The sequence below is a fragment of the Nesterenkonia cremea genome, from assembly GCF_014642675.1.
GTDB lineage: Bacteria > Actinomycetota > Actinomycetes > Actinomycetales > Micrococcaceae > Nesterenkonia > Nesterenkonia cremea.
This window is the reverse complement of the sequence record NZ_BMIS01000005.1, coordinates 186,334-210,113: the sequence shown is the minus strand read 5'-3', so window position 1 is coordinate 210,113 and position 23,780 is coordinate 186,334. Positions and strand designations below refer to the sequence as shown.

The following is a 23,780-nucleotide window of genomic DNA, read 5'->3' as shown; positions in this document are numbered from 1 at the left end:
CCTTAGCCGGCTCGATCCCGTGCTCTTCGAGCTTCGCGGCCCGGACCCAGGACTGCAGCGCAGATTTCGAGCAGCCCATATCCGCGCAGACCTGCTTCTGGCTCATCCCGCCAGCAACCAGCTCCACAGCGGTCCGGCGAAACTCCTCGGTGTAGACGACTTTCGGCATGACTTCCATCCTTCCTGCTTTCTCAGCAGTCTTGAAGTCAACCGAACCTTCAGCAGACCCACTCCTAAGTGGTGAGGTTTCGGGTGGAAACTTCTGGCCGGAGGTCCAAGCGGCGCAGTAGTTGGGCATTGAGGGCGACGACGACAGTGGAGGCTGACATCAGGATCGCGCCGATGCTCATGGGTAGGACGAATCCGATGGGGGCGAGGATGCCTGCGGCCAGTGGTACGGAGATGAGGTTGTAGCCGGCGGCCCACCAGAGGTTCTGTTTCATCTTCCGGTAGCTGGAGCGAGACAGGTCGATCACCGAGAGCACTGAGCGGGGGTCGGAGCTGGCCAGGATCACCCCGGCAGAGCCGATGGCCACATCAGTTCCCGCCCCGATGGCGACACCGACATCGGCCTGGGCCAGGGCGGGGGCGTCGTTTACGCCGTCACCGACCATGGCCACCTTCTGCCCCTCCTTTTGGAGTTCTTTGACCTTGGCGGCCTTGTCTTCGGGGCGGACCCCGGCGAAGACCCGGTCGATGCCCAGTTCGGCCGCAACAGTGTCGGCAACTGCTTGGGCGTCCCCGGTGATCATGACCACCTGGGCACCCACGGCGTGGAGGGCTTCGACCGTGGCGTGGGATTCAGGACGTATCTCATCGGCCAGGCGCAGGGCACCGATCACTGTGCCCTCGGCTAAGACGTGAAGAATGATCGCGCCTTCGTTCCTCCATTGCTCTGCGATGGACAGTTCATCTTGGTGCTGCTCGCTGAGCATGTAGGGGCCACCGACCTGAATCACGGTGCCCTTGACTGTGGCACGGACCCCTACAGCGGGTGAGGATGAGAAGTCCCGGGCCGCGGGGACCTCCAAGTTGCGGTGGGATGCTGCGCCGACGATAGCCCGGGCCAGCGGGTGCTCGCTGTCGGCTTCGGCCGCGGCGGCCAGGGCCAGGACCTCATCTCCGGTGTACCCCTGGGTGGGTTCGATGCCTGTGACGGTGGGTTCTCCCTTGGTGAGAGTGCCGGTCTTGTCGAACAGCATCGCGTCAACGGTGCGCATTGATTCCAGGGCCAGCCGGTCCTTGATGAGCACCCCGCCGCGGGCAGCGCGTTCGGTGGCGATGGAGACCACAAGCGGGATCGCCAGGCCCAGGGCGTGCGGGCAGGCGATCACCAACACAGTGATGGTCCGCACCACCGCAGCATCCGGCATCCCCAACATGACCCAGGCTGCCGCCGTGATCAGCGCGGCGACCAGGGCGAACCAGAACAACCACCCCGCCGCGGTATCGGCGATCCGCTGAGCCCGGGAAGACGAGGCCTGGGCATCAGCGACCAGGCGTTGAATACCGGCCAAGGCGGTGTCGTCTCCGGTGGCGGTGATCCGTACCCGGATGCCGGAATCAGTGGCCACCGTCCCCGCCACCACATAATCGCCTTCCTCGCGCCGTACGGGCTTGGACTCACCGGTGACCATCGACTCATCCATACTGGCCGAACCATCAATCACCTGACCATCAGCAGGCACAGAAGCACCGGGACGCACGATCACCACATCATCGAGAGTCAGTTCGGCCGGGGAGACCTTCTCCACCCCATGGTCAGTGACTTTCTCTGCCTCATCGGGCAGCAGCGCGGCCAGCGAGTCCAGGGCTGAGCTGGTTCGGGCCAGGGAGCGCATCTCGATCCAGTGACCCAGCAGCATGATCACCACCAGCAGGGCCAGTTCCCACCAGAAGTTCAGTTCATGATCCAGCAGGCCCAGGCTGGCACCCCAGGAAGCGATGAACGCCACCGTGATGGCCAGCCCGATCAGCAACATCATCCCAGGCTTGCCGGAACGAATCTCAGAGATCGCCCCGGTGAGGAATGGCCAGCCACCCCAGGCATAAATTACTGTGCCCAGGATCGGAGAGACCCACCAGACCCACTCGGCCTCTGGTAGGTGGTAGCCGACCAGGTGGGCGAACATCTCGTTGAACCCCACCACCGGCACCGCCAGGGCCAGCATGATCCAGAACAGCCGACGGAACTGCCCGACGTGATCACCATGGCCCCCGTGTCCGCTGTGGCCATGCCCGGCATGCGCGGAGTGATCATGCTGATGCTGGTCGTGGCCGTGGGTCGCGTTCCCTTGGGTGGCCTCTCCTGTAGGGTGCATCGCATGCCCATGGTGAGGCTCAGAGTGGTCGTGGCCTTCCTCGGGGGCGTGCGCCACGTGGGGGCCGTGACCGTGGCCTGAGTGGTCGTGGTGCCCGTGCTGGTGTTCAGTCATGAGGGTCCTACACTTTCTCCAGTAGGTCTTCCATTTGTTCGATCTCAGCCTGCTGGACGCTGATGATCTCTTCTGACAGTTCCAGGGCCTGGGGGTTCTCCCCGTTGGCCAGGTGGTCCTTCGCCGTCGAAACGGCACCTTCGTGATGGACGATCATTTGTTCTAAGAACAGGCGCGAAGCCTCTTTACCCTCGGTAGTTTCGAGCTCCGCGATGTCTTCTTCGCCCATCATTCCCTCGTGGGCTGCCCCGTGGTCGCCGTGGCCGCTGTGATTGTCATCGGGTTCATGACCCCACGCCTGGAGCCAGGTGACCATCTGGTCAATCTCCGGCTGCTGAGCGTCCCGAATATCCTCAGCCAGAGAGACAACATCGGAGTCCACATCGTCCTTGGCCAACAGGATGTCCGACATCTCAACGGCCTGCTCGTGGTGGACGATCATGCCTGAGACGTATTCGACATCTGCATCGTTGAACTCACCGGAGAATTCTTCGGCGGAATGCTCAGCATGGCCGGGCGCGTCAGGTTCCTGCTGGTCAGTCTCGCCGCAGGCAGCCAGGACGGTAGCCAAGGTGAGGATGCTGACGACGGTGGCGGGGTGACGAAATCTCATCGAACTGACCTTTCTGCAGTTGATCAAGTGCCGGTGGCATTGGCTGCTCGGACTTAGGCGGAAGTGGCGTATTCCTCGGGGGCGGCGTCGAAAAGTGGGCCGCAGCCTTCACAGCACAGCCAATACCGCTTGCCCTGGTAGTCCCGGTACAGCCCTGCCTCTTCTGCCTCAGCTTTGATCACAGGGGTGCCTTCCATTACCGGACATTCCGCGACTTCTTCTGAGGTCGCTGCGGCCAGCTTCTCCGGGGAGGGCGCGTGGCTATGCCCATGATGGTCATGGTTGTTCTCAGAGTTGTTCGAGTGCGCTCCGCAGTGGTGGCTGGTCATGGTCTGGTCCTATCCAGTAGTTGATGCTCAGGCCGCGATGGTCTGAGCGTTGTTTTCCATGGATCGGGTGGTATCTGTGGCAGCACGGTCGGCTTGGGCCTTGAAGCGGCGCAGCCGCAGGCTGTTGGTCACCACGCAGACGCTGGAGAAAGCCATAGCCGCTCCGGCCAGCATGGGGTTGAGCAACCCGAAGGCCGCCAGCGGGATAGCCGAGGTGTTGTAGGCGAAGGCCCAAAACAGATTGGTCTTGATCACTGCCAGGGTCTTTCGGGAGAGCCGGATCGCATCAGCAGCAGCCCGCAGGTCCCCACGCACCAGAGTGATGTCGGCGGCCTCAATGGCCACGTCAGTCCCGGTGCCCATGGCCAGACCGAGGTCTGCCTGGGCCAGGGCAGGGGCGTCATTGACGCCGTCGCCGACCATCGCCACGGTCTTGCCCTCCTGCTGCAGACGGGCGACGACATCAACCTTCTGCTGAGGCAGGACCTCGGCGATCACCTCATCGATGCCGACTTCGGCGGCGACCTGCTCAGCAACCCGCTGGTTATCCCCAGTCAGCAGCACCGGAGTCAGGCCGAGTTCTTTGAACTGGGCGATAGCTTCGGCACTGGTGGGCTTGATCTGATCAGCCACCACCAGCAGACCCCGGGCCTCACCGTCCCAGCCGACGGCGACCACCGTCTTGCCCTGAGACTCCGCCTGCCGCTTAGCCTGTGAGAGCCGCTCATCGAGCTGCTGGCCCCAATCGGCCAACAGCGACTCACGCCCCACCAGCACAGCGTGGCCCTCCACTACGCCTTGGACGCCTTGGCCTTCGATGTTCTCAAAGGACTCCGCCTGCGGCAGTACACCGGTCTCGGCGGTGGCTCCTGCGGCGATGGCCTGGGCGATAGGGTGCTCGGAGGCGTCCTCCACTGCCCCGGCCAGCCGCAGCAGCTCATCCCGGTCGATGCTCTCGGCGGGGAGTGCGTCTTCCAGGGTCATTTTCCCAGTGGTGACAGTGCCGGTCTTATCCAGCACCACGGTGTTGGTCCTGCGGGTGGCCTCCAACACCTCCGGACCTTTGATGAGAATCCCCAGCTGAGCACCACGGCCGGTGCCGACCAACAAGGCGGTAGGGGTGGCCAGCCCCAGGGCACAGGGGCAAGCGATGATCAGCACCGCCACCGCAGCGGTGAACCCTGCTGAGGCAGGGAATCCAGCACCCAGCCAGGCCCCCAAAGCGGCGACGGCGATGGCGATGGCCACTGGCACGAACACCCCGGAGACCCGGTCGGCCAGGCGCTGAATCTCTGCCTTGCCGGATTGGGCGTCCTCGACCAGCTGGGCCATCTGCGCCAACTGGGTATCCGAGCCCACCCGGGTTGCCCGGACGATCAGGCGGCCTCCGGCGTTCACGGTGGCCCCAGTCACCGCATCGCCTTCAGTGACCTCCACCGGAACCGATTCTCCGGTAAGCATAGAGGCATCCACCGCGCTGGTCCCGGAGACCACTACACCGTCGGTGGCGATCTTCTCCCCGGGCCGGACCACGAACTCATCGCCCACGGCCAGCTCATCGACGCTGATCCGCTGCTCTGCACCGTCGCGGAGCACGGCGACCTCCTTGGCCCCCAGCTCCAGCAGGGCACGCAGGGCGGCACCGGCCCGGCGCTTGGAACGTTTCTCGAAATACCGGCCCAGCAGCACGAAGGTAATCACCCCCGCGGCGACCTCCAGGTAGATATGTCCCAGACCGTCACTGCGGGAGATGGTCAGCTCGAACGGATGCACCACTTCGGGCTGGCCGGCAGTGCCGAAGAACAGTGCCACCACCGACCAGATCAGTGCCGCGGTGGTGCCCACTGAGATGAGGGTGTCCATGGTGGCTGCCCCGTGGCGCAGGTTCATCAGCGCAGCCCGATGGAAGGGCCACCCGGCCCACACCACCACCGGGGCAGCCAGCACCAGGGAGGCGAAGCCCCAGTAGTCGAACTGCAAGACCGGGATCATCGCCATGAGGATCACCGGCACCGAGAGCACTGCGGCACCGATCAGCCGCTGCCGCAGCACCAGTAGTTCATGATCCTCAGCCGTCTCGGCCACCTCATCTGAGCCGGTCTTGTCCTCTGGCGCAGAGGGTAGTGCGGCGGTGTAGCCGGTCTTTTCGACCTCGGTGATGAGTACCTGGGGGTCGAGAGTGCCGGTGGAGGTGATGCGGGCCTTTTCGGTGGCGTAGTTGACGCCGGCCTCTACGCCGTCGAGTTTGTTGAGCTTCTTCTCAATCCGCATCGCGCAGGAAGCACAAGTCATCCCGCCGATCTGCAACTCGATATTGGTCGTGTTGGTTGTTTCAGCGGTCATGGCCGTCCTCCCCGTGATGCTCGCTCTGCGAGGTGTCGTCCACCCAGTTCTGCACGGTCTCGTCGGGAACGACTGCTCCGGCGGTGAAGAACGCTGCGATGAACACAGCGGCCAGTCCTGTGCCGTACAGGCTCAGTCGTGCAGGCGCGTTCATGGTCAGTCCCTGGCCGCGGTGTAGCCGGCCTCGTCAACAGCAGCGATCACCCCGGCGTCGTTGATTGAGTTCTCCGCGGTGACCGTCAGCGTTCCTGTCTTCGCGCTGACATCAACCTCGGTGACTCCGGGTACTTGTGAGACCTCGGTCCGAACGGAGCTTTCGCAGTGCCCGCAGGTCATCCCGGTCACGGTGTAAGTGGTGGTCGTACTCATTATTCCTCTCCTTTCGATACCCCCTAGGGGTATGTCTACTTATACCCGGTATGGGTATCTGATGTAAAGGGGTTAGTCCTGGTTGGCCCCGTGATCAGGCTGGGGCGGGACGGCGGGGCGGGATCGCTGCAAGTGCAATGACTGCCGCGATGAGGGCTGCGGCTGCGGCAAAGCCGAAGCCTGCTGGAATCCGGTGTCGCCGCCGCCGGCAACGAGGCTCAAGGCTGCGATGCTGGATACAGTGGCTACCGCCCCTCTGTGGCAGCGGAATCGCAACCGCGGTGACATCGAGGCTCAACATGAACTGAGCCGCACCCAAAGCCCGAAAGCAAGCCAACGCCTCGGATGTAGGCCGACTGAACTCTCTGGCTGCTCAGCCTCGGCCATAAGAGGGCTCCTATCTCGATCACGGGTGTACGAGATGCAACGTTTAGACTATCTCATACATTCCATATGACTTGTGAGGTGCAACATGTCAGGTAAAAGGGAAGCCGATGCCAGTAGTCCCCAGGGTTCGACATCAGGGGTGGGTCGGGCCCCGAATCAGCGGGCGGATGCCCAACGGAACCGGGCAAGGATCCTTGCTGCAACCGTGACAGCGCTTCACAAGGACCCTGACGCCTCAGTAGCTGACATAGCAGCTGAGGCTGGTGTTGGCCGCATGACGCTCTACGGGCACTTTCAGAACCGGCCCGAACTGATCGACGCCGCCCTGGCCGAAAGTATCGAGCAAGGTGAAGAGGTGCTGAGAAGAGTTCCGCTCGACGGAGACGCAGGTGAAGCTTTCCGGCGGCTGGTCGCTTCCAGTTGGACCCTGGTGGACCAGGCTCGCAACCTTCTGGCCGCTGCACAGAAGGAGCTCCCAGCGTCGCGCATCCGAGACCTCCACGAAAGGGCTGAGGCGCGCATGCGAAACCTGTTGATTCGCGGCCAGCGCGAAGGTACATTCCGTGACGACTTGCCTGTCACGTGGATGCTAACCACCACCCATGTGTTGATGAACGGCGCAGCCGAAGAGGTTCGCACCGGAAGGGTAGACGCGAGGGAAGCGCCAGTGCTTATTGATGCGATTCTCACTCCAGCATTCGATACGACAGCGCCAAAAGGCGAGCCGCAATAAGAGACGCCAACCTGAGTGACCAGACCGGGAGCTTCGCGGCAGGTCGACGCCGGCAGGCTCCGGCGACGGTCCAGGCGTCCTTCCCGTATCTTCCAGTCCGCCGGGTTCACACCGGCGGCTCGGATTTCGATGGCGAGTTCCCCGGGCCCGGCATGGAGGAGGCCGATCGATCAGCTGCTGCCTCTCGGGTCCACCGTAGTCCGTGAAGACATAAACCGTGGACATGAATGGATCTCCTTGTGATCTGGACTGGGAGGGCGTCTCCATGTCCCGCGCGGGTTATCGGGACAGTAGGGATCAGGGTCGGGGCGGTTCGTCCTCACCGGCGGCTTCGGCGGCGTCAGCCTCCTCTCGGGTGGCAAAGGCGGTGCCAGCAGCGTGCTCCGGTGGACTGTAGATGGTGTACAGCACCAGCGGCTGGTCCCCGGTATTACGGAAGTTGTGCTGGGCGCCGGCCGGTACCGCGCACTGGTCACCGGCATCGATGGGGTGCGTATGGCCGTTGAGGTCGGCTTCTCCGCTTCCGGAGACAAACGTCAAGATCTGGTCGGTGTGTTCGTGGACCTCGTCCCCGATCTCGCCGCCGGGCGGAATGGTCATGACCACGATCTGGGCGTGCTCACCGGTCCACAGCACCTTCCGGAAGTCGGGGTTGTCTCCGGCCACGTCCGCGATGGTGAAATGCTCGACGTTGTCTCCAAGGGTGAAGCTGTTTCCGCTCATGATTCGGTTTCCTCTGGTTCGTGTAGTGATTTCGATTGTTGAGGTCTTTGAACTGCCCGGTGCCCGGGGCCGCGCGCCCGCTGTCGCTCGGTGGGGTCAGGCGGATACCTGCTCGGCTGCCTGTGGGGTGGTCCGCTCGCTCTTCGGCATGGCGGTGGAGCCTCTGGTGTTGCGCAGCAGTCGCATCGCGTTGGCGATGACCACCAGTACGGAGGCTTCGTGGACGAGCATGCCGATCGACATGGTCACCCCGCCGGCGAAGACTCCCGCCAGGAGCAGCACCACTGTGATCAGGGCGATCGCGATGTTTTGCCGCATGACCGACACGGTCCGCTTGGCCAGGCCGATGGCCTCCGGGAGCTTGAGGAGGTTGTCGCCCATCAGGGCGATGTCCGCGGTCTCCACGGCCACGGCCGAGCCGGCCGCGCCCATGGCCACGCCGATATTGGCGGTGGCTAGGGCCGGGGCGTCGTTGACGCCGTCGCCGACCATGGCGATGGTGTGGCCCTGACGCTGGAGCTGGGTGACCGCGTCCAGCTTGTCCTCGGGCAGCAGGGAGGCGTGGATCTCGTCGATCCCGGTAGCCTTCCCAATGGCCTCTGCAACCAGTCGGGTATCCCCGGTGAGCATGACCACTTTCTCGACGCCGGACCGGTGCAGGCGGGCGACCATTTCGGGTGCATCCTGGCGGACCTGGTCGGCGACGGCGACGACGCCGATCACCGTCTGGTCGACCGCGACGATCATGGGCGTCTTCCCATCGGCAGCCAGGTCCTGGGCCGTCCGGGTCGCTCCGGCGACTGCGCTCTCGGGGACGCCGTACTGCTCCAGCAGCGGCGGGTTGCCGATCAGCACCAGGCGGCCATCGACCTCGGAAACGATGCCCTTGCCGGGGACCGGGGTGACGGTGCCGGGGACGCCCTGCTGGCCGACTCCCTCGGCGTGGGCGGTCTCCAGGATGGGACGGGCCAGCGGGTGTTCAGAGCCGGCCTCGGCGGCGGCTGCCCAGTGCAGCACCTCGGTCCGCTCCAGCGCGGGATCCAGGACGACGACATCTGTCAGCCGGGGGCGACCCTCGGTGAGCGTGCCCGTCTTGTCCACAGCCACCGCGGAGATCTTCGCCGAGGTCTCCAGGAACTCCCCGCCCTTGATCAGGATGCCGTTGCGGGCCGCGCGGCCGATGCCGGCCACGATCGCAACCGGAATGGAGATCACCAGGGCCCCCGGGCACCCGATGACCAACAAAGTCAGTGCCAGGGCCACATCACCAGAGATCAACCCGGCCACCAGCGCCAGCACCATTACGGCGGGTGTGTACCAGTGGGAAAAACGGTCGATAAAGGCCTGAGTACGGGCCTTGGCGTCTTGGGCCTCTTCCACCCGATGGATGATGCGGGCCAGGGTGGTGTCCGCGCCGATGCCGGTGGCCAGCACCTGCAGGAAGCCGCCGCGGGAGACGGTGCCGGCGAAGACCTGGCTGCCCTTGGTCTTCTCCACCGGGATCGATTCGCCGGTGATGGAGGCTTCGTCGAGGGCGCCGGTGCCGGAGACGATCTGGCCGTCCACGGGCACTTTCGCGCCGTTCTTGACCAAGACGATCTCGCCCATTCTCACCTGCCCGGCAGGGATCTCCTGTTGCTCACCCTCGCGCATGACGATTGCGGAATCCGGGGCGACGGCGACGAGTTCGGCCAGTGCCGAGCGCGTCTTGTTCAAGGTCGCAGCCTCCAGGGCGTGGCCGATCGCGAACAGGAACGTGACTGCCGCGGCCTCCCAGAAATTGCCGATGATGACCGCGCCGATCGCCGCGACCGACACGAGCAAGTCGATGCCGATGGCCCTAGCGATCAGCGCGCGAACGGCCTTTACCGCGATCCTGTAGCCGGCCACCACGGCACCAGCAAGCATGAAAACATCCCCGAGAGTGAACGCCGCGCTGGCGTAGGTGGCGTGCGCGCCGGCGTCGAGCCACCACTGCGGGCCGACGATGACGTTGGCCCCACCCCCGCCCAGCCACTGTATGGCGAACGAGATGATGATAAGCACACCGGACACGACGGGAACCGACCAGTTCCCATAGACCCATTTCTGGAGCCTGTTCACTTTCGGGTACGACCTTTCTGGGTTTCGTGCCGACGGACCGGCAAAATAGGATTAGGCAAGGTTGTGCGCGAACCGGCCGTGGGCGTTGGGCTTAGAAGGCAGATGGGGCGGCCTTGTAGCCGGCCTTGGCAACGGCGGTGATGAGGTCGTCCACGGAGACGCGTGCGGCGTCGTGGTCGATTTCGACGCGGGCGGAGGCGAAGTGGACCTTCACCTTCTCGACGCCCTTAAGACGGCCTACTTGCTTTTCGATCTTGGCCACGCATGAGGGGCAGGAGAAGCCCTCGGCCCTCAGGACGGTGTGGGTGGTGGTGGGAGCAGTCATTTCGGGGTCCCTTCGTCGTGATGTTCCGTCTGGACACTCTCACCATAGGTTTGTGGCACCCGGAACTCCTTGACCTAGGTCAAGTTTGCGCCGCCTTGCCAGAGCACCTTTACCGCCCTGGCTACGAGACCATTTGACGCACCCTGGACGCCGGAACAGTCCCACGATGTGGGCCCCGGTAGGCTCGTCACATGGCCAAGGGAGACTTGTGCGTTACCCGAGTTCCGATCTTCCAGGGACTTACGCACCAGCAGCAGCTAAACGTCGCGGAGTTCATCCGCCCGCTGTCTGTCCGTAGGGGGGAACCGGTCTATACCCCCGGAGATTCGGTCTCGCGTCTGTTGGTAGTACACAGCGGACAGCTCAAGGTCAGCCACTTAGCTGCTAACGGTCAAGAACAGGTTCTGCGCACGGTCACCGAAGGCGACGTCGTTGGTGAACGCGCCTTCCTCTCGGGGCATCGGCCGAATGACCTCGTCCTCGCGCTCGAAGACAGCCAGATGTGCGTCTTCAACCATGCCGACCTTTCGACCCTGATACGCGACTACCCTGATATTAGCCAGCGGATGTTGCAGACTCTCTCCGATAGGCTTGCTTCCGTTGAACGGCAGTTAGTTGCCATCACTTCCAGCGATGTCACCGCCCGTGTCGCGGCGTACTTGCTCGATTTGACTAGCACAGGGCGCGGCGGCATCCCCACTGTTCGGCTGCCTATGGCTAAGAAAGAAATCGCTACCTACCTGGGCACTACACCAGAGACACTAAGCCGGCGGCTTGCAGAACTCTCGGCCTCAGGCACCATCCAGCTCCAAGGACGTCGCGACGTCTTAGTTCTCGATCTCGACGCATTAGAACGTTTAGCGATGCCCCAATAACGGGCAGCCCCGCTCATGCATGGTTCTGAAGCGCCCCAGGTTCTCTGCCGCTTTCATATGAGGTTGGGCTCCGCTTCCAAGGCGGCGTAGTGGAGCTGTTCGTACTCTATCGGGGTCAGATGGCCGATACTGCTGTGGAGGCGTTGGTTGTTCCACCAATCGACCCACCCGGCAGTAGCGAATTCCACATCGGACAGCTTCCGGTAGGGGCCTTCGTGGAAGACCTCGGTGCGGATGGCTTCGGTCTTGAACAACCCAATGATGGATTCCATGAGGCTGTTGTCGTAGGCATCGCCGACGGTCCCGATAGAGGGCTGGATCCTGGGTTGCCCCCGGAAGTAGGTCCACGCGTTATGCGGGCCGCGGTGCGGGAGGAGTACTCCGACTGGTGATCCAACACCAGACGGACGGCCCGCTGCTTCAGAGCGGGATCGGTGATTCGAGGCATGACTGCATCCTTTCAGCTTAGAAAGATGCGGCATCAAACCTGGGGCCGCCTCACTGGAACCACAGTCGTCGCTGCCTGCTGGGAATCGTCCATGGCCTCAGAGACCAGCTGAGACGCCAGACCCTGGCCCGAAAAGGAATCGTCGATCTCGGTGTGGTAGAAGATACGTTCGGCCTGCCCCGAGACGTCCGCTGTGACGAAATAGGTGAAGCCTGCAGTCCTGCCCCCGACGGTGATCTCGAATCTGCCCCGGGGATCATCGCGGAAGACCTGTGGAGAATCGGCAGTGGTGTTCATCGGTTCTCCTCCTCGACCAGGTCCGGCATACTTCCGTCACCGAGGTCTGGCTCGGGCAGACGGCTTTGGGGGTCATGGAGCTGTATGGGGTGTCCATCGAGACGGAGCCTGCGCATGCCTTCCAGCAGCATCCGTCGCCCCACGTCAGTCATCACGTGGACGTTCGAGAGGTCGAACAGCACACGGGAGTGCCCCTCGGGAATCTGCTCCAGTCTGCTCAGCAGGAACTCCGCCCCGGTGAAGCGCAGCTCTTCCTGCAGCCGGATCTCGATCCCATCACGGCTCTCGGACCATTCGCGAACCACAGAGTCGGTTCGACTCTCAGGGTCGAACAGGTGCATACCCATATCGGCCGACAGTCGGGAGAATGCCCGGATCCCTCGAGCGCTGTTTCCCTGCTCATCCAGTCGTGGAGCGAACACCGCGGCGCCGACCTGCCCGGGCAACGAGCCGATCAGACCGCCTGAGACACCGCTCTTGGCCGGTATTCCGACTGCAGTCAGCCATGAGCCCGCGCCGTCGTACATTCCAGCTGCCGCCATCACACTCAGAGTTCGGCGCGCCACGTGAGGGGCCACGACCTGCTCACCCGTGATGGGTTGGCGCCCTCTGTCTGCCAAGGTCGCCGCCATCATCGCCAGGTCTCGTACGGTCACCGAGACGGAGCACTGGGCGGTGTAGCCGCGGACGACGTCATGTGGCTCTTCGGTGATCACACCGTAGGTGCGGAGCATATGTGCGATGGCCAGGTTCCGGTGCGCCGTCTCCATCTCGGATTGGAAGACCTCGTCGTCGACATGCAGATCGCGTCCGGCAAGCCGCGAGAGGAAGGCCGTCACCGCGTCAGCACGCTCTGAGTGATCGTTCGAAGCGATCGTGAACAGGTTGTGAGCCACTATGGCGCCCGCATTGATCATCGCGTTCTTGGGCCGGTGGGTCTCTGCCTCCAGGGACAGCTCGTCGAACGCCTCGCCGGAGGGCTCGACGCCGAGCTTCTGGTCGACTGCCTCGAACCCCAGCCCCTCCAGCGCCGCGGCATACACGAACGGTTTGGAGACGGACTGAATCGAGAACTCGACACTGTCGTCGCCCACTGAGTACGTGTTCCCGTGGACCGTCGACACAGCGATGGCGCACTGGTCAGGAGGCGCTGCGGCCAGGGCGGGTATGTAGTCTGCGACCTGTCCTGCACTATCAGTCATGATGTTCTCCAGGAGCTCCTGGAGGTAGTCCGGCACGGGGGTACGCACAGTCGATTCACCTCATCTGATCGGGGCACACTTGTCACGCAGTGGGATCAGCTGATCACCCAGCACCTGTCCGCTCGGCGTTCGGCCCGGCGAATTCGATCCCAGCCAGCGCTGCCATGGTCTCGTTCCACGACGTCAGATCGTCCGGCGCCCTGAGCCCTCCAGTGATGATGAGACTGACGTCATCGGCGTCGGAAGCGTCCAAGTGCCGACGAGCACGACTGAGCGCAGGGATCGTGGGCACGGAGATATTGTCACGGAACAGCAGGGGTGCAGCCCCTGTCCCGCCCCCTCGGCCATCGAGAATCACGTAGTCCACTCCGATGGCCAGCGCAGCGTTGATGTCTCGTTCGATGTGCTGTGCAGACATCTTCACCCCGACCGGGATGCCACCAGTGAGCTCGCGGATCTCGGCGGCGACCTCCGCGAAGTCGCCAGGCGTCGTGAGATCGACGAAACGTGCAGGGGATATCGCATCCTGCCCCAGGGACAGGCCCCGGACTTCAGCGCTCTCCGGCGTCACCTTGTGCCCCGGCAGGTGGCCTCCCGTACCGGTCTTGGCTGCCTGCTCGTCCGGATGAACTCCACCCTCGCCTGAGCAGATGCCTGTTCCTGCACGCTCCGCTCCGCGTGCCATGGCAATCTTAGATTCTGCAGACAGCGCGCCGAAGCTCATGTCCGAGACCAGCAGCGGGCCCCTGAGGCTCAAGGGCCGTGCAGCACCCGGACCGATGACGACCTCGGTGGCCACGGGGTCTTCGTCCAGTAAAGGTGACCTGTGCAGCTGAGCCGTGAGCAGCTGTATGTCGTCCCATCGGGGAACGTCCTGGCTCGATACCCCCATGGCGGCGACCTCGCCGTGGTGGCCCACGGCTTGCAGACCGTCTCCTGCCAACGTCTGGATGTCCTCAACGTGAGGCTCCGCGTCGATGCCCTTGGTCGGGGCGAAGGCTCCCTGATAGCGGTCACGTTCGAACGGCTGAGGGTTCTCCCGCCGCCACTTCCGTATCTCGGAAGCGTCGACGTAGACCTGGCCTCCCCCCACCCAGGACGTGAAGGACGCGAGGTCTGCGCCTCTGGACCGTATGTTCCGCCCCGTCTCGGCATCATATGTCGAGCCATGGAGGGTGCAGACGAGGTGCTCTCCCTCCATATGACCATCGGCCAGCAGCGCACCGCGGTGCTGGCATCGACCATAGTAGACCCGAGCGACGTCGGAGACGTCGAGCACTGCTACGAGGTCGACACCTTCGACCAGGCGGCCCATGGGCTCGTCTCGGGAGAGCTCCTCATGGGAGAGGATGGCGACGGGATCCACAGTTCCTCCTCAGGGCCACAGACAGAAAAGTTCGGCTGCGATGAATCGTGCGGTTGTGTGCGCCTGACATGGAACTCCCAGAAGTCGCGGGCAGCACCATGGGTAAGTGACTTGATAGTAGGCCCCTCCATACGCCTGATCAACCCCGCGGCATGCTTCGCCGAGAGGCCCTCTTCTCGGAACTCCTCGCCCGCTGTTCTACGATCGACAGGGACAGCATTCTTCTCGCACCTGAGGACAGATCATCATGGAACAGCGGACTCTCGGACGCACCGGACGCAGCATCTCTGAGATCGGCCTGGGCACCTGGCAGCTCGGGGGCGACTGGGGTGATGTCGCGGAGGCCGATGCCTTCGCCGTCCTCGACGCCGCAGCAGAGGCCGGAGTGACCTTCTTCGACACCGCCGATGTCTACGGCGACGGCCGCTCCGAGCAGCTCATCGGTCGCTGGCGCGGGAAGAACCCGGACTGGGACGGCTTCGTGGCCACCAAGATGGTCCGCCGCGCCCCAGCCCCCAGCCTGGGGCACGCCACGGAGGCGAATTTCCGCGCCTGGACCGACCGCTCCCGGGCCAACCTGGGCATGGACACTCTGGACATGGTCCAGCTGCACTGCCCGGAGACCCCGATCTACAGCTCCGACGCCGTCTACGACGCCCTGGACGAGTTGGTCGACGAGGGTGCGATCGCCGCCTACGGGGTCTCCGTGGAGACCGTGGAGGAAGCGCTCACCGCTCTCGCCCGGCCGAACGTAGCCTCTGTGCAGATCATCCTCAACGCGTTCCGTCAGAAGCCCCTCGACCAGGTGCTGCCTGCCGCCGCAGAGGCCGGCGTCGGGATCATCGCCCGAGTACCCCTGGCCAGCGGACTGCTCTCAGGGCGCTACACCCCGGAGACGGTCTTCGCTGAGAACGACCATCGGAACTTCAACCGCCGCGGCGAAGCCTTCGACGTGGGCGAGACCTTCTCCGGCGTGGACTTCTCCGTAGGAGTGGAGGCGGCCGCACGTTTCTCGGCACTGGCCCGTGAGGCCGGCCTGGAACCTGCTGCTGCGGCACTGGCCTGGATCATCCAGCAGCCGGGTGTCACCAGCGTGATCCCCGGTGCCCGCAATGCCCAGCAGGCTCAGCGCAATGCGGCCGCCGCAGAGGTCCCCACCCTGTCCCAGGACTTCCTCGACGCCGTGTCCTCTCTCTACAAGGGGGCCATCAGGCCGCAGGTCCACCACCGCTGGTGACCCGCCGCGCTCTGCCCTCATCGTCGTCAGAGGCGGCGCCGGCGGTGGGAGCGGCATCACCGCGCACCTGGGCAATGATCTGGGCAGTATCAGTGGAGACCTCCTCCTGGAAGTAGGGCTCCACCGCCTCTGCCGGAGGCGCCGGGGTCAGTTTCACCGCCACCAGCACACCCACCAGTGCCGTGATGAAGGCGATCAGGAAGGGGCTGGGCGCCCCCACAGCTTCAGCCACTGCGTAGGTCCCTGCGCCCAAGATGATGTTGGCGTAGGCACCCGCGCGATTCATCCGCTTCCAATACAGGCCCAGGAAGACCACGAAGAAGAACACCGCTCCGAATCCGCCGTAGACATAGGTGAATCCCATGGCCAGCAACACGGGCGGATTGATGGCGCTGAGCACTGCCACTACGCCCAGGCCCAGAACCACCCAGCGCAGCCGGCGCCGGGAGGTCACCTCATCGGGACGATGCTCCGGGCGCAGCGTCTGGAGGATGTCGTAGTACAGCGAGGTGCCGCAGTGCAGCAGCATCGAGTTTGCGGTGGAGACCGCCGCAGCCGCCAGGGCGATAAGAGTCAGCGCGCCGATCAACGGGTGGGTGTATGACTCGATCACGAAGGGCAGGATGTAGTCGGTGCTCTGGCCCTCCGGCAATGAGGGAACCAAGGTCTTAGCACCCAATCCGATGATGATCAGCGGGACGAAGATCAGGATGAGCACACCCAGCGAGATCATCATCTGCATCACAGCAGTCTTCGCATTCTTCGGAGCCAGCATGCGCCCCACCCAGTGAGGGGCGATGGCCGCTCCCAAAGCGTTGGAGAGGAAGATCGCCATCAGTGCGCCCAGGCTGAAGGTGCCCAACGGAGTCAGCATCACCCCAGCCGGCAGCTCCTCACCGCCTTCTACGACCGGCGCCGTGGTGGTCTCCAGAGTGGTCATGATGTTCTCCCATCCTCCGGCGGCGTTGAGCACGGTGATCGCACCCAGGATCACGCCGCCGAGGATCAGCACGGTGTTCACCGTATCCGTCACCGCCACGGACCAGAACCCGCCCAGGCTGGTGAAGAGAAGGAAGGCCAGGAAGCCGAAGATCGCGATCCGGTAGTCGACTCCGGTGATGGTGGAGACCACAATGCCGAAGCCCACCACCTGCAGGTGGACGAAGATGAAGTAGCCCACCACCATCAGTGCAGCCACGAGCACCCGGATGTTGCTTCGCCGCTGCTTGGGCTCATAGCGCATCTGCACGAATTCGGGGAAGGTGCGCGCCGGGACACGGGGCCGGCGGATCTTATATGCCACCAACGGGATCAGAGCGGTGGCGAAGAACCAACCGGCCACCCAGCCGATGATCGCGGCCACGCCGGTGCTGTAGAGATAGCCCGGCACTCCCATCACTGAGGCCACACTCAGCCACGTGGCCGCGCTGGTGCCCACTCCGATCCAGAGGCCCATTCGATGTCCGCCCGTGGTGAAGTCGGACATCGACTCCACATTGCGCAGGCTGCGCAGGCAGGCCCACGCGATGAAGGCGAAGTAGAGGATGAAGATCACCAGGTACCAGCTCATGATGCCTCTCCTGCCTGCAGCTCGGCCTCGCTGCGTCCGGTTCCATAGAGCCGACCGCTGGCACCCCAGCGTTCTACGCCGGAGCGCTCGATGCGCCAGCACAGCACAGTGCCGATGGTGACTCCGGCGATGATCGCCGCCAGCCAGACCAAGAGTGTGATCGCCATTGGATGTTCCTCTCTGAGAAGCCACGTCTCTCCGCAGCAGATGACTGCCTTGACTCACGTGATGGCCATAACAATAATACTGGGTAGTATGTAAATGCAATAGGTCACACCCGCTCAACAGAGAGGTTCCACCCATGACCGTCGAATTCCACGGACAGACCGCGATCATCACCGGCGCAGGAGGAGGCTTGGGACGTGCCCACGCCCTCGCCCTCGCAGAACGGGGCGCCCATGTGGTGGTCAATGACATGGGAGGCGCCGAAGAGGTGGTCCAGGAGATCCGCTCCCTGGGCGGCAGCGCAGTCGCCGACTCTTCCGATGTCACCGACCCCGAGGCGGCCGGAGCACTGGCCGCACTCGCTTTGGAGCACAGCGGCCGCATCGAAATCCTGATCAACAACGCAGGGATCCTCCGCGATAAGTCGTTCGCCAAGATGGACCTCAGCGACTTCCGCAAAGTCCTGGACGTCCACCTGATGGGCTCAGTCCACTGCACCCAGGCGGTATGGCCGCATATGCTCGAGCAACGCTACGGCCGCCTGCTGATGACCACCTCCGCCTCCGGGATCTACGGAAACTTCGGCCAGGCCAACTACGGGGCGGCCAAGGCCGCCGTGGTCGGGCTGATGAATGTCCTGGCCATCGAAGGCGAGCGCAAGGGGATCCGCGTCAATGCCCTGGCACCGACAGCCGCCACACAGATGACTGAGGACCTGCTCGATGCCGAGACGCTGGCCGCCCTCGCTCCGGATACCATCTCCCCCGGAGCGCTGCATCTGGTCTCGGAGCACGCACCCACCAAGACCATCCTGGGCGCCGGCGCCGGTGTCTTCGCCGTCTCCCAGATGTCGGAGTCTCGGGGCATCTATCTGCCGAAGGCAGAACGCACCCCGGAGATGGTCGCCGCCCGGTGGGAGAAGATCACCGATATGCGCGAGACCACGGTGACCGGCTCCGCCTTCGACCAGACCCACCGCTACACCGCCCTGGCCGCCCAGGCCTGAGAGGAGTGCGCTGATGAGCACCTTTCACCCACCGGTGGGATTCCCGCTCCGGGACCTTCCCTCTGCACATGCCGAACACTCACCCTCCAGCATCGCCCTGCGCTGCGGAGACCGCGAGCGCAGCTGGGCCGAGATGGCCCGCGCGACCAGGTCCCTGGCCCAGGGCATGCACCAGCGCGGCGTCGGGCACGGCGACTTCGTCTCACTGCTGCTGCGGGACGGCGTCGATATCGTCACCGCCGCCTTCGCCTGCTATCAGGTGGGAGCCGTCCCCCAGCCGCTGTCCACCTCACTGGCACCCTCTGAACTGGCTGCCATCCTGGAGCTGACCACCCCTGCCCTGGTCGTCACCCAGGACGCCCAGTCCACCGCGGAACTCCCCGGGGATCACCCCACCTCCGCTGTAGATCAGCTGGGCACCGACGACGCCGCGCAGCTCCCCACCGTCATCTCCCCCTCCTGGAAGGCGCCCACCTCCGGGGGATCCACGGGCCGGCCGAAGATCATCCTCTGCGGACAGCCCGCGGAGCTCCCCGCCTTCGACGCAGAAGCCTGGCAGATCAGTGGGGAGGACCGGTTCCTCATGACGGCTCCGCTGCATCACAATGCGCCCTTCGCCACGACGATGACCGCACTGTTCCACGGCGCAGAGGTGACCCTGCTGGAGCGGTTCGATCCGGAGGCCGTCCTGGAGCAGATCGAACGCCACAGGATCACCTGGGCCTATCTGGTGCCTACGATGATGCGGCGCATCTCCTCCCTGCCGGAGCACCAGCGGCTGAGCTACGACCTCACCAGCCTGGGCCAGCTGTGGCACTGCGCCGAGCCCTGCCCGGCCTGGCTGAAGGAGGAATGGATCAGCTGGCTGGGCGGCGAGCGCATCTGGGAGCTCTATGGAGGGACGGAGGCACAGGCCGGATGCACCCTCAGCGGCACAGAATGGAGCGCCCACCGCGGCTCAGTGGGCCGCCCCCGCTGGGGTGAGATCACGCTCTTCGACGATCAGTGCGCAGAGATCACCGAACCGGGGATTCCAGGCGACGTGTACATGCGAGTCAGCCCGGGCTCTCCTCCGGCCTTCCGATATATCGGTGCAGAGCTGAAGGAAGTGGACGGCTGGTCGACTCTGGGAGATATCGGAGAGTTCGACACCGACGGCTACCTCTACCTGCATGATCGGCGATCCGACATGATCACCGTAGGAGGGGTCAACGTCTACCCCGCCGAGGTGGAAAGCGCTCTGACCGAACATCCTGAGGTCCTCTCCGCCGCAGTCATCGGGCTGCCGGAGGATGATCTGGGCAGCAGCGTCCACGCCATCGTGCAGCTCAGCACCCCCGGTCAGAACACCTACAGCCTCAGCACCGAGCAGCTCCAGGAATTCCTGACGTCACGACTGTCCCGGCATAAGCGGCCCACGAGCATCGAGTTCGTGCAGACCTCGCTGCGCGATGAGGCCGGCAAGGTCCGCCGCGCCGCCCTGCGGCGTGAGCGCCTCTCCCCTGAGGGAATCCCCACCGAACCCAAGGAGGTCCACTATGCGTGAAGCCGTCATCGTCTCTGCTGCCCGCACCCCCATCGGCAAGGCCTATAAGGGAGCCTTCGCCGAGATTCAGCCCCAGGAGCTGGCCGCCCATGCCGTGGACGCCGCCGTTCAGCGCGCGGGCCTCTCCGGGGAGGAGATCGAAGACCTGATCCTCGGCTGCGCACTGCCTGAGGGAGCCTCCGGGCTGAACACGGCCCGGCAGGCGGGTCTGCGCGCCGGGCTTCCGGTCTCTGTCCCCGGGATGACACTGGACCGTCAATGCGCCTCGGGGCTCATGGCCATCGCCACCGCCGCCAAGGAGATCACCGCCGATGGCATGGACATCACCATTGGGGGCGGCGTGGAGTCCATCTCTCTGGTCCAGAACGAACACCTCAACCGCTTCCGTGCGAAGGATCCGTGGCTTGAGCAGCACGGGCACAGCATCTATATCTCCATGCTGGAGACAGCAGAGATCGTGGCCCAGCGATACGGCATCTCACGTCAGGCCCAGGACGAGTACGCCTTGGAGTCCCAACGCCGCACGGCCGCCGCTCAGGAACGAGGCCTCTTCGCAGAGGAGATCGTCGCCTTCGACGGCCAGGAACTGGATGAGGGAAACCGCCCCTCCACCACCGCCGAGGGGCTCGCGGGACTGACCCCGGTGCTGCCGGGATCAGAGGACCGCTCTCCCACGATCACCGCGGGTAACGCCTCCCAACTCTCCGACGGCGCCGCCGCAGTGGTGCTCATGGAGGCCGCCGAGGCTTCGCGTCGCGGCCTGGAGCCGATGGGCACATATCGCGGCATGGCCGTGGCCGGCTGTGAGCCCGATGAGATGGGGATCGGGCCGGTCTTCGCGGTCCCCAAGCTGCTCAGGCAGCACGGGCTGAGCGTGGAGGATATCGACCTCTGGGAGCTCAATGAGGCCTTCGCCTCCCAGGCCCTCTACTGCCGAGACCGTCTGGGCATCGATCCTGATCGCTACAACGTCAACGGTGGAGCCATCTCAGTGGGCCATCCCTATGGGATGAGTGGAGCACGGATGGTCAGCCACGCGCTGCGCGAAGGGCGGCGCCGCCAGGCCCGCTACGTGGTGGTGACCATGTGCGTGGGAGGAGGCATGGGAGCGGCCGGGCTCTTCGAACTGTGAGGCGGAGTCACCGTCCGGCGCCGGAGCGCGCGGTCCCGTATCCTGACTTTCGGACATCCCAGGACAGGAGCGGAGGGCGCGTGGCACCGGAACCGGAGCGGACACAGAAGTCACGAGAGCGCATTCTGGATGCGGCTGCCGATGCCTTCATGCTCCATGGCTTCCGTGAGACCACCATCGACGACGTCGCTCAGAGCATCGGCGCCACCAAAGGTCTGATCTACTATCACTTCCGTTCCAAGCTGGACATCCTGCTGGCCGTCTACGAGCGCGGCATGGAACGGGCCGAGGAGAAGGTCCAGCCCCACGCCCAGGACTCCGCCAGTCCGGCTGAACGGCTGCGCGCCATGTCGGTGGCGCATCTGGTCAACATCATGACCTTCCTGGGGTATCACCACGTGATCCACCAGGCGGTGCGCGAACAGAACTCCGCGGCGGTGAAGCCGCGGCAGCGGGAGGCACTGGACCGCCTCAACGAGCAGCGCAGCCAGTTCGAGGCGCTCTTCCGCGCTGTGATCGAGGAGGGCATCGCCGAGGGCAGCTTCCGTGACGCCGACCCTGCTCTGATGGCCCGCACCCTGCTGAGCAGCATCAACGCCGTGGACAACTGGTTCCGCCCGCGCGCTGATCAGAGCGCCGAGGAGATCGAGGAGCTGGCCGGGCAGATCGTCGACCTCATCCTCCACGGCATCCGCTGAACCACCACTCCGCCCGCGGCCGCACGGACCTCAGTGCGTGTAGACCGTGCGGCCGGCCAGCAGGCCTGCCACAGCCAGCAGCCCCACAGCGGCCATGAGTCCGTAGATCACCGGATTCCATGACCCGGTCAGGTCGAAGACGGTCCCAGCCAGCAGGGGCCCGACGGCGGCGCACAGGTAGCCCACGCCCTGGGCCATGCCGGAGAGCCGACCGGCCTGGTGGCTGGTCCGTGCGCGCAGCGAGATCATCGTCAGCGCCAGCAGCAGCATGGTGGAGGTAGAGAATCCGCCCACCACACTCCAGAGGATCGCCCAGGAGGGCATCAGCAGAATCCCGATCAGGGTGACGATCATGGTGCAGCTGACCAGCAGGGACACCGCGCGCTGGTCTCTGGCCCGCTGCAGCACCGGTCCCACCAGCAGGCTCGCCGCGATACCCACGCCCTGCCAGAGCGAGAGCATCCACCCGGCATAGGCCTCCCCCAGGCCGTGATAGCCCAGGATGGCGGGATACCAGGTCAGCAGCAGATAGAAGATGCCCGACTGCAGCGCGAAGTAGGCCGTCACCTGCCAGGCCACCGGGGAGCGCCACATCGAGGCAGCCGGTGCCGCAGCGGCCGCCGGGCCCGCCGGCGTCGTCGGTTCCGCACTCCCCTGCTCCGCGCTCACTGGCGCGCCATCTGATCCCGCGCCCTCCGCGGAGCCCAGCAGGCGTGTGCTCCAGAGTCCGCAGGCCGCCAGGGCGAGCAGAGCGGTGCTGCCCAGGCCGAGCTCCCAGCCCACGGCCGAGGCCAACGGAACAGCAGTCCCGGAGGCCAGCGCCGCAAAGCCGGCCATCGTGGCCGTATACAGGCCGGTCATCAGCGGCACCCGGTCCGGGAAGTCGCGCTTGACCACTGCCGGCACCAACACGTTGCCGATCCCGATGGCCAGGCTCAGGATCGCTGTGCCGACCAACAGGGAGATCTGAGCGGCCAGGGCCTCATCACCAGGGAGCAGCCCCGGCGGCAGGGAACGAAGCACCGTTCCGGCGGCCAGCAGCACCAGGGCGGCGAAGATGCTGCGCTCCAGACCCCAGCGGGATGAGAGCAGATGGACGAACGGGGAGACGATGCCGAAGCTGATCACCGGAATGGCACCCAGCAGACCCAGCAGCGAGGGGCTCATCCCCGTATCGGCACGGACCTGCTCCAGCAGCGGACCCACGGCACTGATGGCCGGGCGAAGATTGGCCGCCACCACCAGCACAGTGGCGATGAGCAGCAGCCGCGGGAGCCCAGATCCTCGTTCAGTCACGAGGATCAGTTCTATCAGGTCTCAGGCGCGGCGCAGCTCAGTCGTCGAATGAACGGGACACGTGCGCGTGGGGCCGCGGAGATTTGATGATCTTCATGGGGAAGGCAGAATCGGTGTCCTGCACCCCGGGGATGGTCAGCACCTTATGGGTCAGGAAATGCTCATAGGCCTGCAGATCCGCCACAGCGACACGTGCATAGTAGTCCGGGGAGCGGAACTGGCGCAGCAGCTCCAGCACCTCGTCATAGCCGGACATGGTCTCCTCGAAGTGCTGGACGGTCTCCCGGTCACCCCATTTGAGGTCCACGGAGAGCCCCACCTCGAAGGACTGGCCCAGCACCTCCGGATTGATGTCAGCCGAGTAGCCCAGGATGGTGCCCTCGGCCTCCAGCCGCTGGACACGGCGAAGACAGGGGCCGGGCGTCAGGCCCACCTTCTGCGCCAGGGCCGCATTCGAGATGCGTCCGTCCTCGCGCAGGGCCTCGATGATTGCGCGATCCATGCTGTCCATGAGCCGATTCTTGCACCTGCCCCATCACCGGCGGCACCACGGCGCAGAAAAGGCCACATAATGGAACGCCT

The 23,780-nt window shown here is 64.7% G+C and carries 24 protein-coding genes and 2 pseudogenes; 7 read left to right on the top strand and 19 right to left on the bottom strand.

Annotation, left to right across the window (positions count from 1 at the left end; all coding sequences use genetic code 11):
- The 7 genes from IEW85_RS14720 to IEW85_RS07565 all read right to left on the bottom strand — a co-directional run.
- Positions 1–169: helix-turn-helix domain-containing protein (locus IEW85_RS14720; RefSeq protein ID WP_188684279.1), on the bottom strand; the 169-nt coding region annotated here is incomplete at its 3' end.
- A 64-nt stretch (positions 170–233) separates the two neighbouring features.
- Entirely contained in the window at positions 234–2,435 is a 2,202-nt protein-coding gene (locus IEW85_RS07590; RefSeq protein WP_229658887.1) for a heavy metal translocating P-type ATPase, read from the bottom strand.
- A gap of 7 nt (positions 2,436–2,442) precedes the next feature.
- Positions 2,443–3,048, bottom strand: a complete 606-nt coding sequence (locus IEW85_RS07585; protein ID WP_188684277.1) for a DUF305 domain-containing protein — start codon at positions 3,046–3,048, stop codon at positions 2,443–2,445.
- Between the two features lie 53 nt (positions 3,049–3,101).
- Complete coding sequence (locus IEW85_RS07580; protein WP_188684276.1) at positions 3,102–3,377, bottom strand: YHS domain-containing protein; 276 nt, start codon at positions 3,375–3,377, stop codon at positions 3,102–3,104.
- Positions 3,378–3,404: 27 nt separating this feature from the next.
- Positions 3,405–5,720 (bottom strand): heavy metal translocating P-type ATPase, encoded by a 2,316-nt coding sequence (locus tag IEW85_RS07575; protein WP_188684274.1) that lies wholly within the window; start codon positions 5,718–5,720, stop codon positions 3,405–3,407.
- Positions 5,710–5,874, bottom strand: a complete 165-nt coding sequence (locus IEW85_RS07570) for a hypothetical protein (protein ID WP_188684272.1) — start codon at positions 5,872–5,874, stop codon at positions 5,710–5,712. Before IEW85_RS07570 ends, IEW85_RS07575 begins: the two co-directional genes overlap by 11 nt.
- 2 nt (positions 5,875–5,876) lie before the next feature.
- Entirely contained in the window at positions 5,877–6,089 is a 213-nt protein-coding gene (locus tag IEW85_RS07565; RefSeq protein WP_188684270.1) for a heavy-metal-associated domain-containing protein, read from the bottom strand.
- A gap of 592 nt (positions 6,090–6,681) precedes the next feature.
- On the opposite strand from IEW85_RS07565, the gene IEW85_RS07560 reads away from it, so the two are divergent.
- Positions 6,682–7,209: a TetR/AcrR family transcriptional regulator gene (locus tag IEW85_RS07560; RefSeq protein WP_229658886.1), complete on the top strand. Its 528-nt coding sequence runs from the start codon at positions 6,682–6,684 to the stop codon at positions 7,207–7,209.
- Positions 7,210–7,235: 26 nt separating this feature from the next.
- Here the strand turns inward: IEW85_RS07560 and IEW85_RS14715 are convergent.
- The 4 genes and pseudogenes from IEW85_RS14715 to IEW85_RS07545 form a co-directional block, all read right to left on the bottom strand.
- Positions 7,236–7,319: pseudogene (locus IEW85_RS14715) on the bottom strand (hypothetical protein); the annotation flags it as partial.
- A 187-nt stretch (positions 7,320–7,506) separates the two neighbouring features.
- Positions 7,507–7,932 carry a cupin domain-containing protein gene (locus tag IEW85_RS07555; RefSeq protein WP_188684266.1) on the bottom strand — a complete coding sequence of 142 codons (426 nt, stop codon included), beginning with the start codon at positions 7,930–7,932 and terminating at the stop codon, positions 7,507–7,509.
- A gap of 96 nt (positions 7,933–8,028) precedes the next feature.
- A complete protein-coding gene (locus tag IEW85_RS07550) occupies positions 8,029–10,035 on the bottom strand; it encodes a heavy metal translocating P-type ATPase (RefSeq protein ID WP_188684264.1) in 2,007 nt (668 codons plus the stop codon).
- 91 nt (positions 10,036–10,126) lie between these two features.
- Positions 10,127–10,360 carry a heavy-metal-associated domain-containing protein gene (locus tag IEW85_RS07545; RefSeq protein ID WP_138254248.1) on the bottom strand — a complete coding sequence of 78 codons (234 nt, stop codon included), beginning with the start codon at positions 10,358–10,360 and terminating at the stop codon, positions 10,127–10,129.
- 191 nt (positions 10,361–10,551) lie between these two features.
- On the opposite strand from IEW85_RS07545, the gene IEW85_RS07540 reads away from it, so the two are divergent.
- Positions 10,552–11,235, top strand: coding sequence for a Crp/Fnr family transcriptional regulator (locus tag IEW85_RS07540; protein WP_188684262.1), 684 nt, complete (start codon positions 10,552–10,554; stop codon positions 11,233–11,235).
- Between the two features lie 53 nt (positions 11,236–11,288).
- Here the strand turns inward: IEW85_RS07540 and IEW85_RS14340 are convergent.
- From IEW85_RS14340 to IEW85_RS07520, 4 genes and pseudogenes are all read right to left on the bottom strand, one after another.
- Positions 11,289–11,558 (bottom strand): annotated as a pseudogene (locus IEW85_RS14340) (integrase core domain-containing protein); the annotation flags it as partial.
- 158 nt (positions 11,559–11,716) lie between these two features.
- A complete protein-coding gene (locus IEW85_RS07530) occupies positions 11,717–11,980 on the bottom strand; it encodes a GNAT family N-acetyltransferase (RefSeq protein WP_188684258.1) in 264 nt (87 codons plus the stop codon).
- Positions 11,977–13,230 (bottom strand): glutaminase, encoded by a 1,254-nt coding sequence (locus IEW85_RS07525; protein WP_188684256.1) that lies wholly within the window; start codon positions 13,228–13,230, stop codon positions 11,977–11,979. The genes IEW85_RS07530 and IEW85_RS07525 overlap by 4 nt, the downstream gene beginning before the upstream one ends.
- Before the next feature lie 55 nt (positions 13,231–13,285).
- The gene (locus IEW85_RS07520) at positions 13,286–14,548 is read right to left on the bottom strand and encodes a glutamate synthase-related protein (RefSeq protein ID WP_188684254.1); all 1,263 of its coding nucleotides are present in this window, start codon (positions 14,546–14,548) and stop codon (positions 13,286–13,288) included.
- Between the two features lie 247 nt (positions 14,549–14,795).
- Here IEW85_RS07520 and IEW85_RS07515 point away from each other — a divergent pair, with 247 nt between their 5' ends.
- The gene (locus IEW85_RS07515) at positions 14,796–15,785 is read left to right on the top strand and encodes an aldo/keto reductase (RefSeq protein WP_188684252.1); all 990 of its coding nucleotides are present in this window, start codon (positions 14,796–14,798) and stop codon (positions 15,783–15,785) included.
- Here the strand turns inward: IEW85_RS07515 and IEW85_RS07510 are convergent.
- Both IEW85_RS07510 and IEW85_RS07505 read right to left on the bottom strand, forming a co-directional pair.
- A complete protein-coding gene (locus tag IEW85_RS07510; protein WP_188684250.1) occupies positions 15,757–17,355 on the bottom strand; it encodes a sodium:solute symporter family protein in 1,599 nt (532 codons plus the stop codon). The genes IEW85_RS07515 and IEW85_RS07510 overlap by 29 nt on opposite strands.
- On the bottom strand, positions 17,352–17,522 hold the full coding sequence (locus IEW85_RS07505) for a hypothetical protein (RefSeq protein WP_188684248.1): 171 nt from the start codon (positions 17,520–17,522) through the stop codon (positions 17,352–17,354). Before IEW85_RS07505 ends, IEW85_RS07510 begins: the two co-directional genes overlap by 4 nt.
- Before the next feature lie 134 nt (positions 17,523–17,656).
- On the opposite strand from IEW85_RS07505, the gene IEW85_RS07500 reads away from it, so the two are divergent.
- The 4 genes from IEW85_RS07500 to IEW85_RS07485 all read left to right on the top strand — a co-directional run bounded on the left by IEW85_RS07500 (position 17,657) and on the right by IEW85_RS07485 (position 21,902).
- On the top strand, positions 17,657–18,526 hold the full coding sequence (locus IEW85_RS07500; RefSeq protein WP_188684246.1) for an SDR family NAD(P)-dependent oxidoreductase: 870 nt from the start codon (positions 17,657–17,659) through the stop codon (positions 18,524–18,526).
- 13 nt (positions 18,527–18,539) lie between these two features.
- Entirely contained in the window at positions 18,540–20,072 is a 1,533-nt protein-coding gene (locus IEW85_RS07495; protein ID WP_188684244.1) for an AMP-binding protein, read from the top strand.
- Complete coding sequence (locus IEW85_RS07490) at positions 20,065–21,204, top strand: acetyl-CoA C-acyltransferase (protein ID WP_188684242.1); 1,140 nt, start codon at positions 20,065–20,067, stop codon at positions 21,202–21,204. The genes IEW85_RS07495 and IEW85_RS07490 overlap by 8 nt, the downstream gene beginning before the upstream one ends.
- A gap of 80 nt (positions 21,205–21,284) precedes the next feature.
- Positions 21,285–21,902, top strand: a complete 618-nt coding sequence (locus IEW85_RS07485) for a TetR/AcrR family transcriptional regulator (RefSeq protein ID WP_229658884.1) — start codon at positions 21,285–21,287, stop codon at positions 21,900–21,902.
- 30 nt (positions 21,903–21,932) lie between these two features.
- Here IEW85_RS07485 and IEW85_RS07480 read toward each other — a convergent pair whose 3' ends face one another.
- Together IEW85_RS07480 and IEW85_RS07475 are read right to left on the bottom strand one after the other, a co-directional pair.
- The gene (locus tag IEW85_RS07480; RefSeq protein ID WP_188684240.1) at positions 21,933–23,198 is read right to left on the bottom strand and encodes an MFS transporter; all 1,266 of its coding nucleotides are present in this window, start codon (positions 23,196–23,198) and stop codon (positions 21,933–21,935) included.
- A gap of 37 nt (positions 23,199–23,235) precedes the next feature.
- The gene (locus IEW85_RS07475) at positions 23,236–23,709 is read right to left on the bottom strand and encodes an Lrp/AsnC family transcriptional regulator (protein WP_188684238.1); all 474 of its coding nucleotides are present in this window, start codon (positions 23,707–23,709) and stop codon (positions 23,236–23,238) included.
- Between the last annotated feature and the right edge of the window lie 71 nt (positions 23,710–23,780).

Coding starts and splice junctions, on each gene's coding strand:
- IEW85_RS07590 (WP_229658887.1), bottom strand. CDS start 2,435: ATGACTGAACACCAGCACGGGCACCACGACCACTCAGGCCACGGTCAC.
- IEW85_RS07585 (WP_188684277.1), bottom strand. CDS start 3,048: ATGAGATTTCGTCACCCCGCCACCGTCGTCAGCATCCTCACCTTGGCT.
- IEW85_RS07580 (WP_188684276.1), bottom strand. CDS start 3,377: ATGACCAGCCACCACTGCGGAGCGCACTCGAACAACTCTGAGAACAAC.
- IEW85_RS07575 (WP_188684274.1), bottom strand. CDS start 5,720: ATGACCGCTGAAACAACCAACACGACCAATATCGAGTTGCAGATCGGC.
- IEW85_RS07570 (WP_188684272.1), bottom strand. CDS start 5,874: ATGAACGCGCCTGCACGACTGAGCCTGTACGGCACAGGACTGGCCGCT.
- IEW85_RS07565 (WP_188684270.1), bottom strand. CDS start 6,089: ATGAGTACGACCACCACTTACACCGTGACCGGGATGACCTGCGGGCAC.
- IEW85_RS07555 (WP_188684266.1), bottom strand. CDS start 7,932: ATGAGCGGAAACAGCTTCACCCTTGGAGACAACGTCGAGCATTTCACC.
- IEW85_RS07545 (WP_138254248.1), bottom strand. CDS start 10,360: ATGACTGCTCCCACCACCACCCACACCGTCCTGAGGGCCGAGGGCTTC.
- IEW85_RS07540 (WP_188684262.1), top strand. CDS start 10,552: ATGGCCAAGGGAGACTTGTGCGTTACCCGAGTTCCGATCTTCCAGGGA.
- IEW85_RS07530 (WP_188684258.1), bottom strand. CDS start 11,980: ATGAACACCACTGCCGATTCTCCACAGGTCTTCCGCGATGATCCCCGG.
- IEW85_RS07515 (WP_188684252.1), top strand. CDS start 14,796: ATGGAACAGCGGACTCTCGGACGCACCGGACGCAGCATCTCTGAGATC.
- IEW85_RS07510 (WP_188684250.1), bottom strand. CDS start 17,355: ATGAGCTGGTACCTGGTGATCTTCATCCTCTACTTCGCCTTCATCGCG.
- IEW85_RS07505 (WP_188684248.1), bottom strand. CDS start 17,522: ATGGCGATCACACTCTTGGTCTGGCTGGCGGCGATCATCGCCGGAGTC.
- IEW85_RS07500 (WP_188684246.1), top strand. CDS start 17,657: ATGACCGTCGAATTCCACGGACAGACCGCGATCATCACCGGCGCAGGA.
- IEW85_RS07495 (WP_188684244.1), top strand. CDS start 18,540: ATGAGCACCTTTCACCCACCGGTGGGATTCCCGCTCCGGGACCTTCCC.
- IEW85_RS07490 (WP_188684242.1), top strand. CDS start 20,065: ATGCGTGAAGCCGTCATCGTCTCTGCTGCCCGCACCCCCATCGGCAAG.
- IEW85_RS07475 (WP_188684238.1), bottom strand. CDS start 23,709: ATGGACAGCATGGATCGCGCAATCATCGAGGCCCTGCGCGAGGACGGA.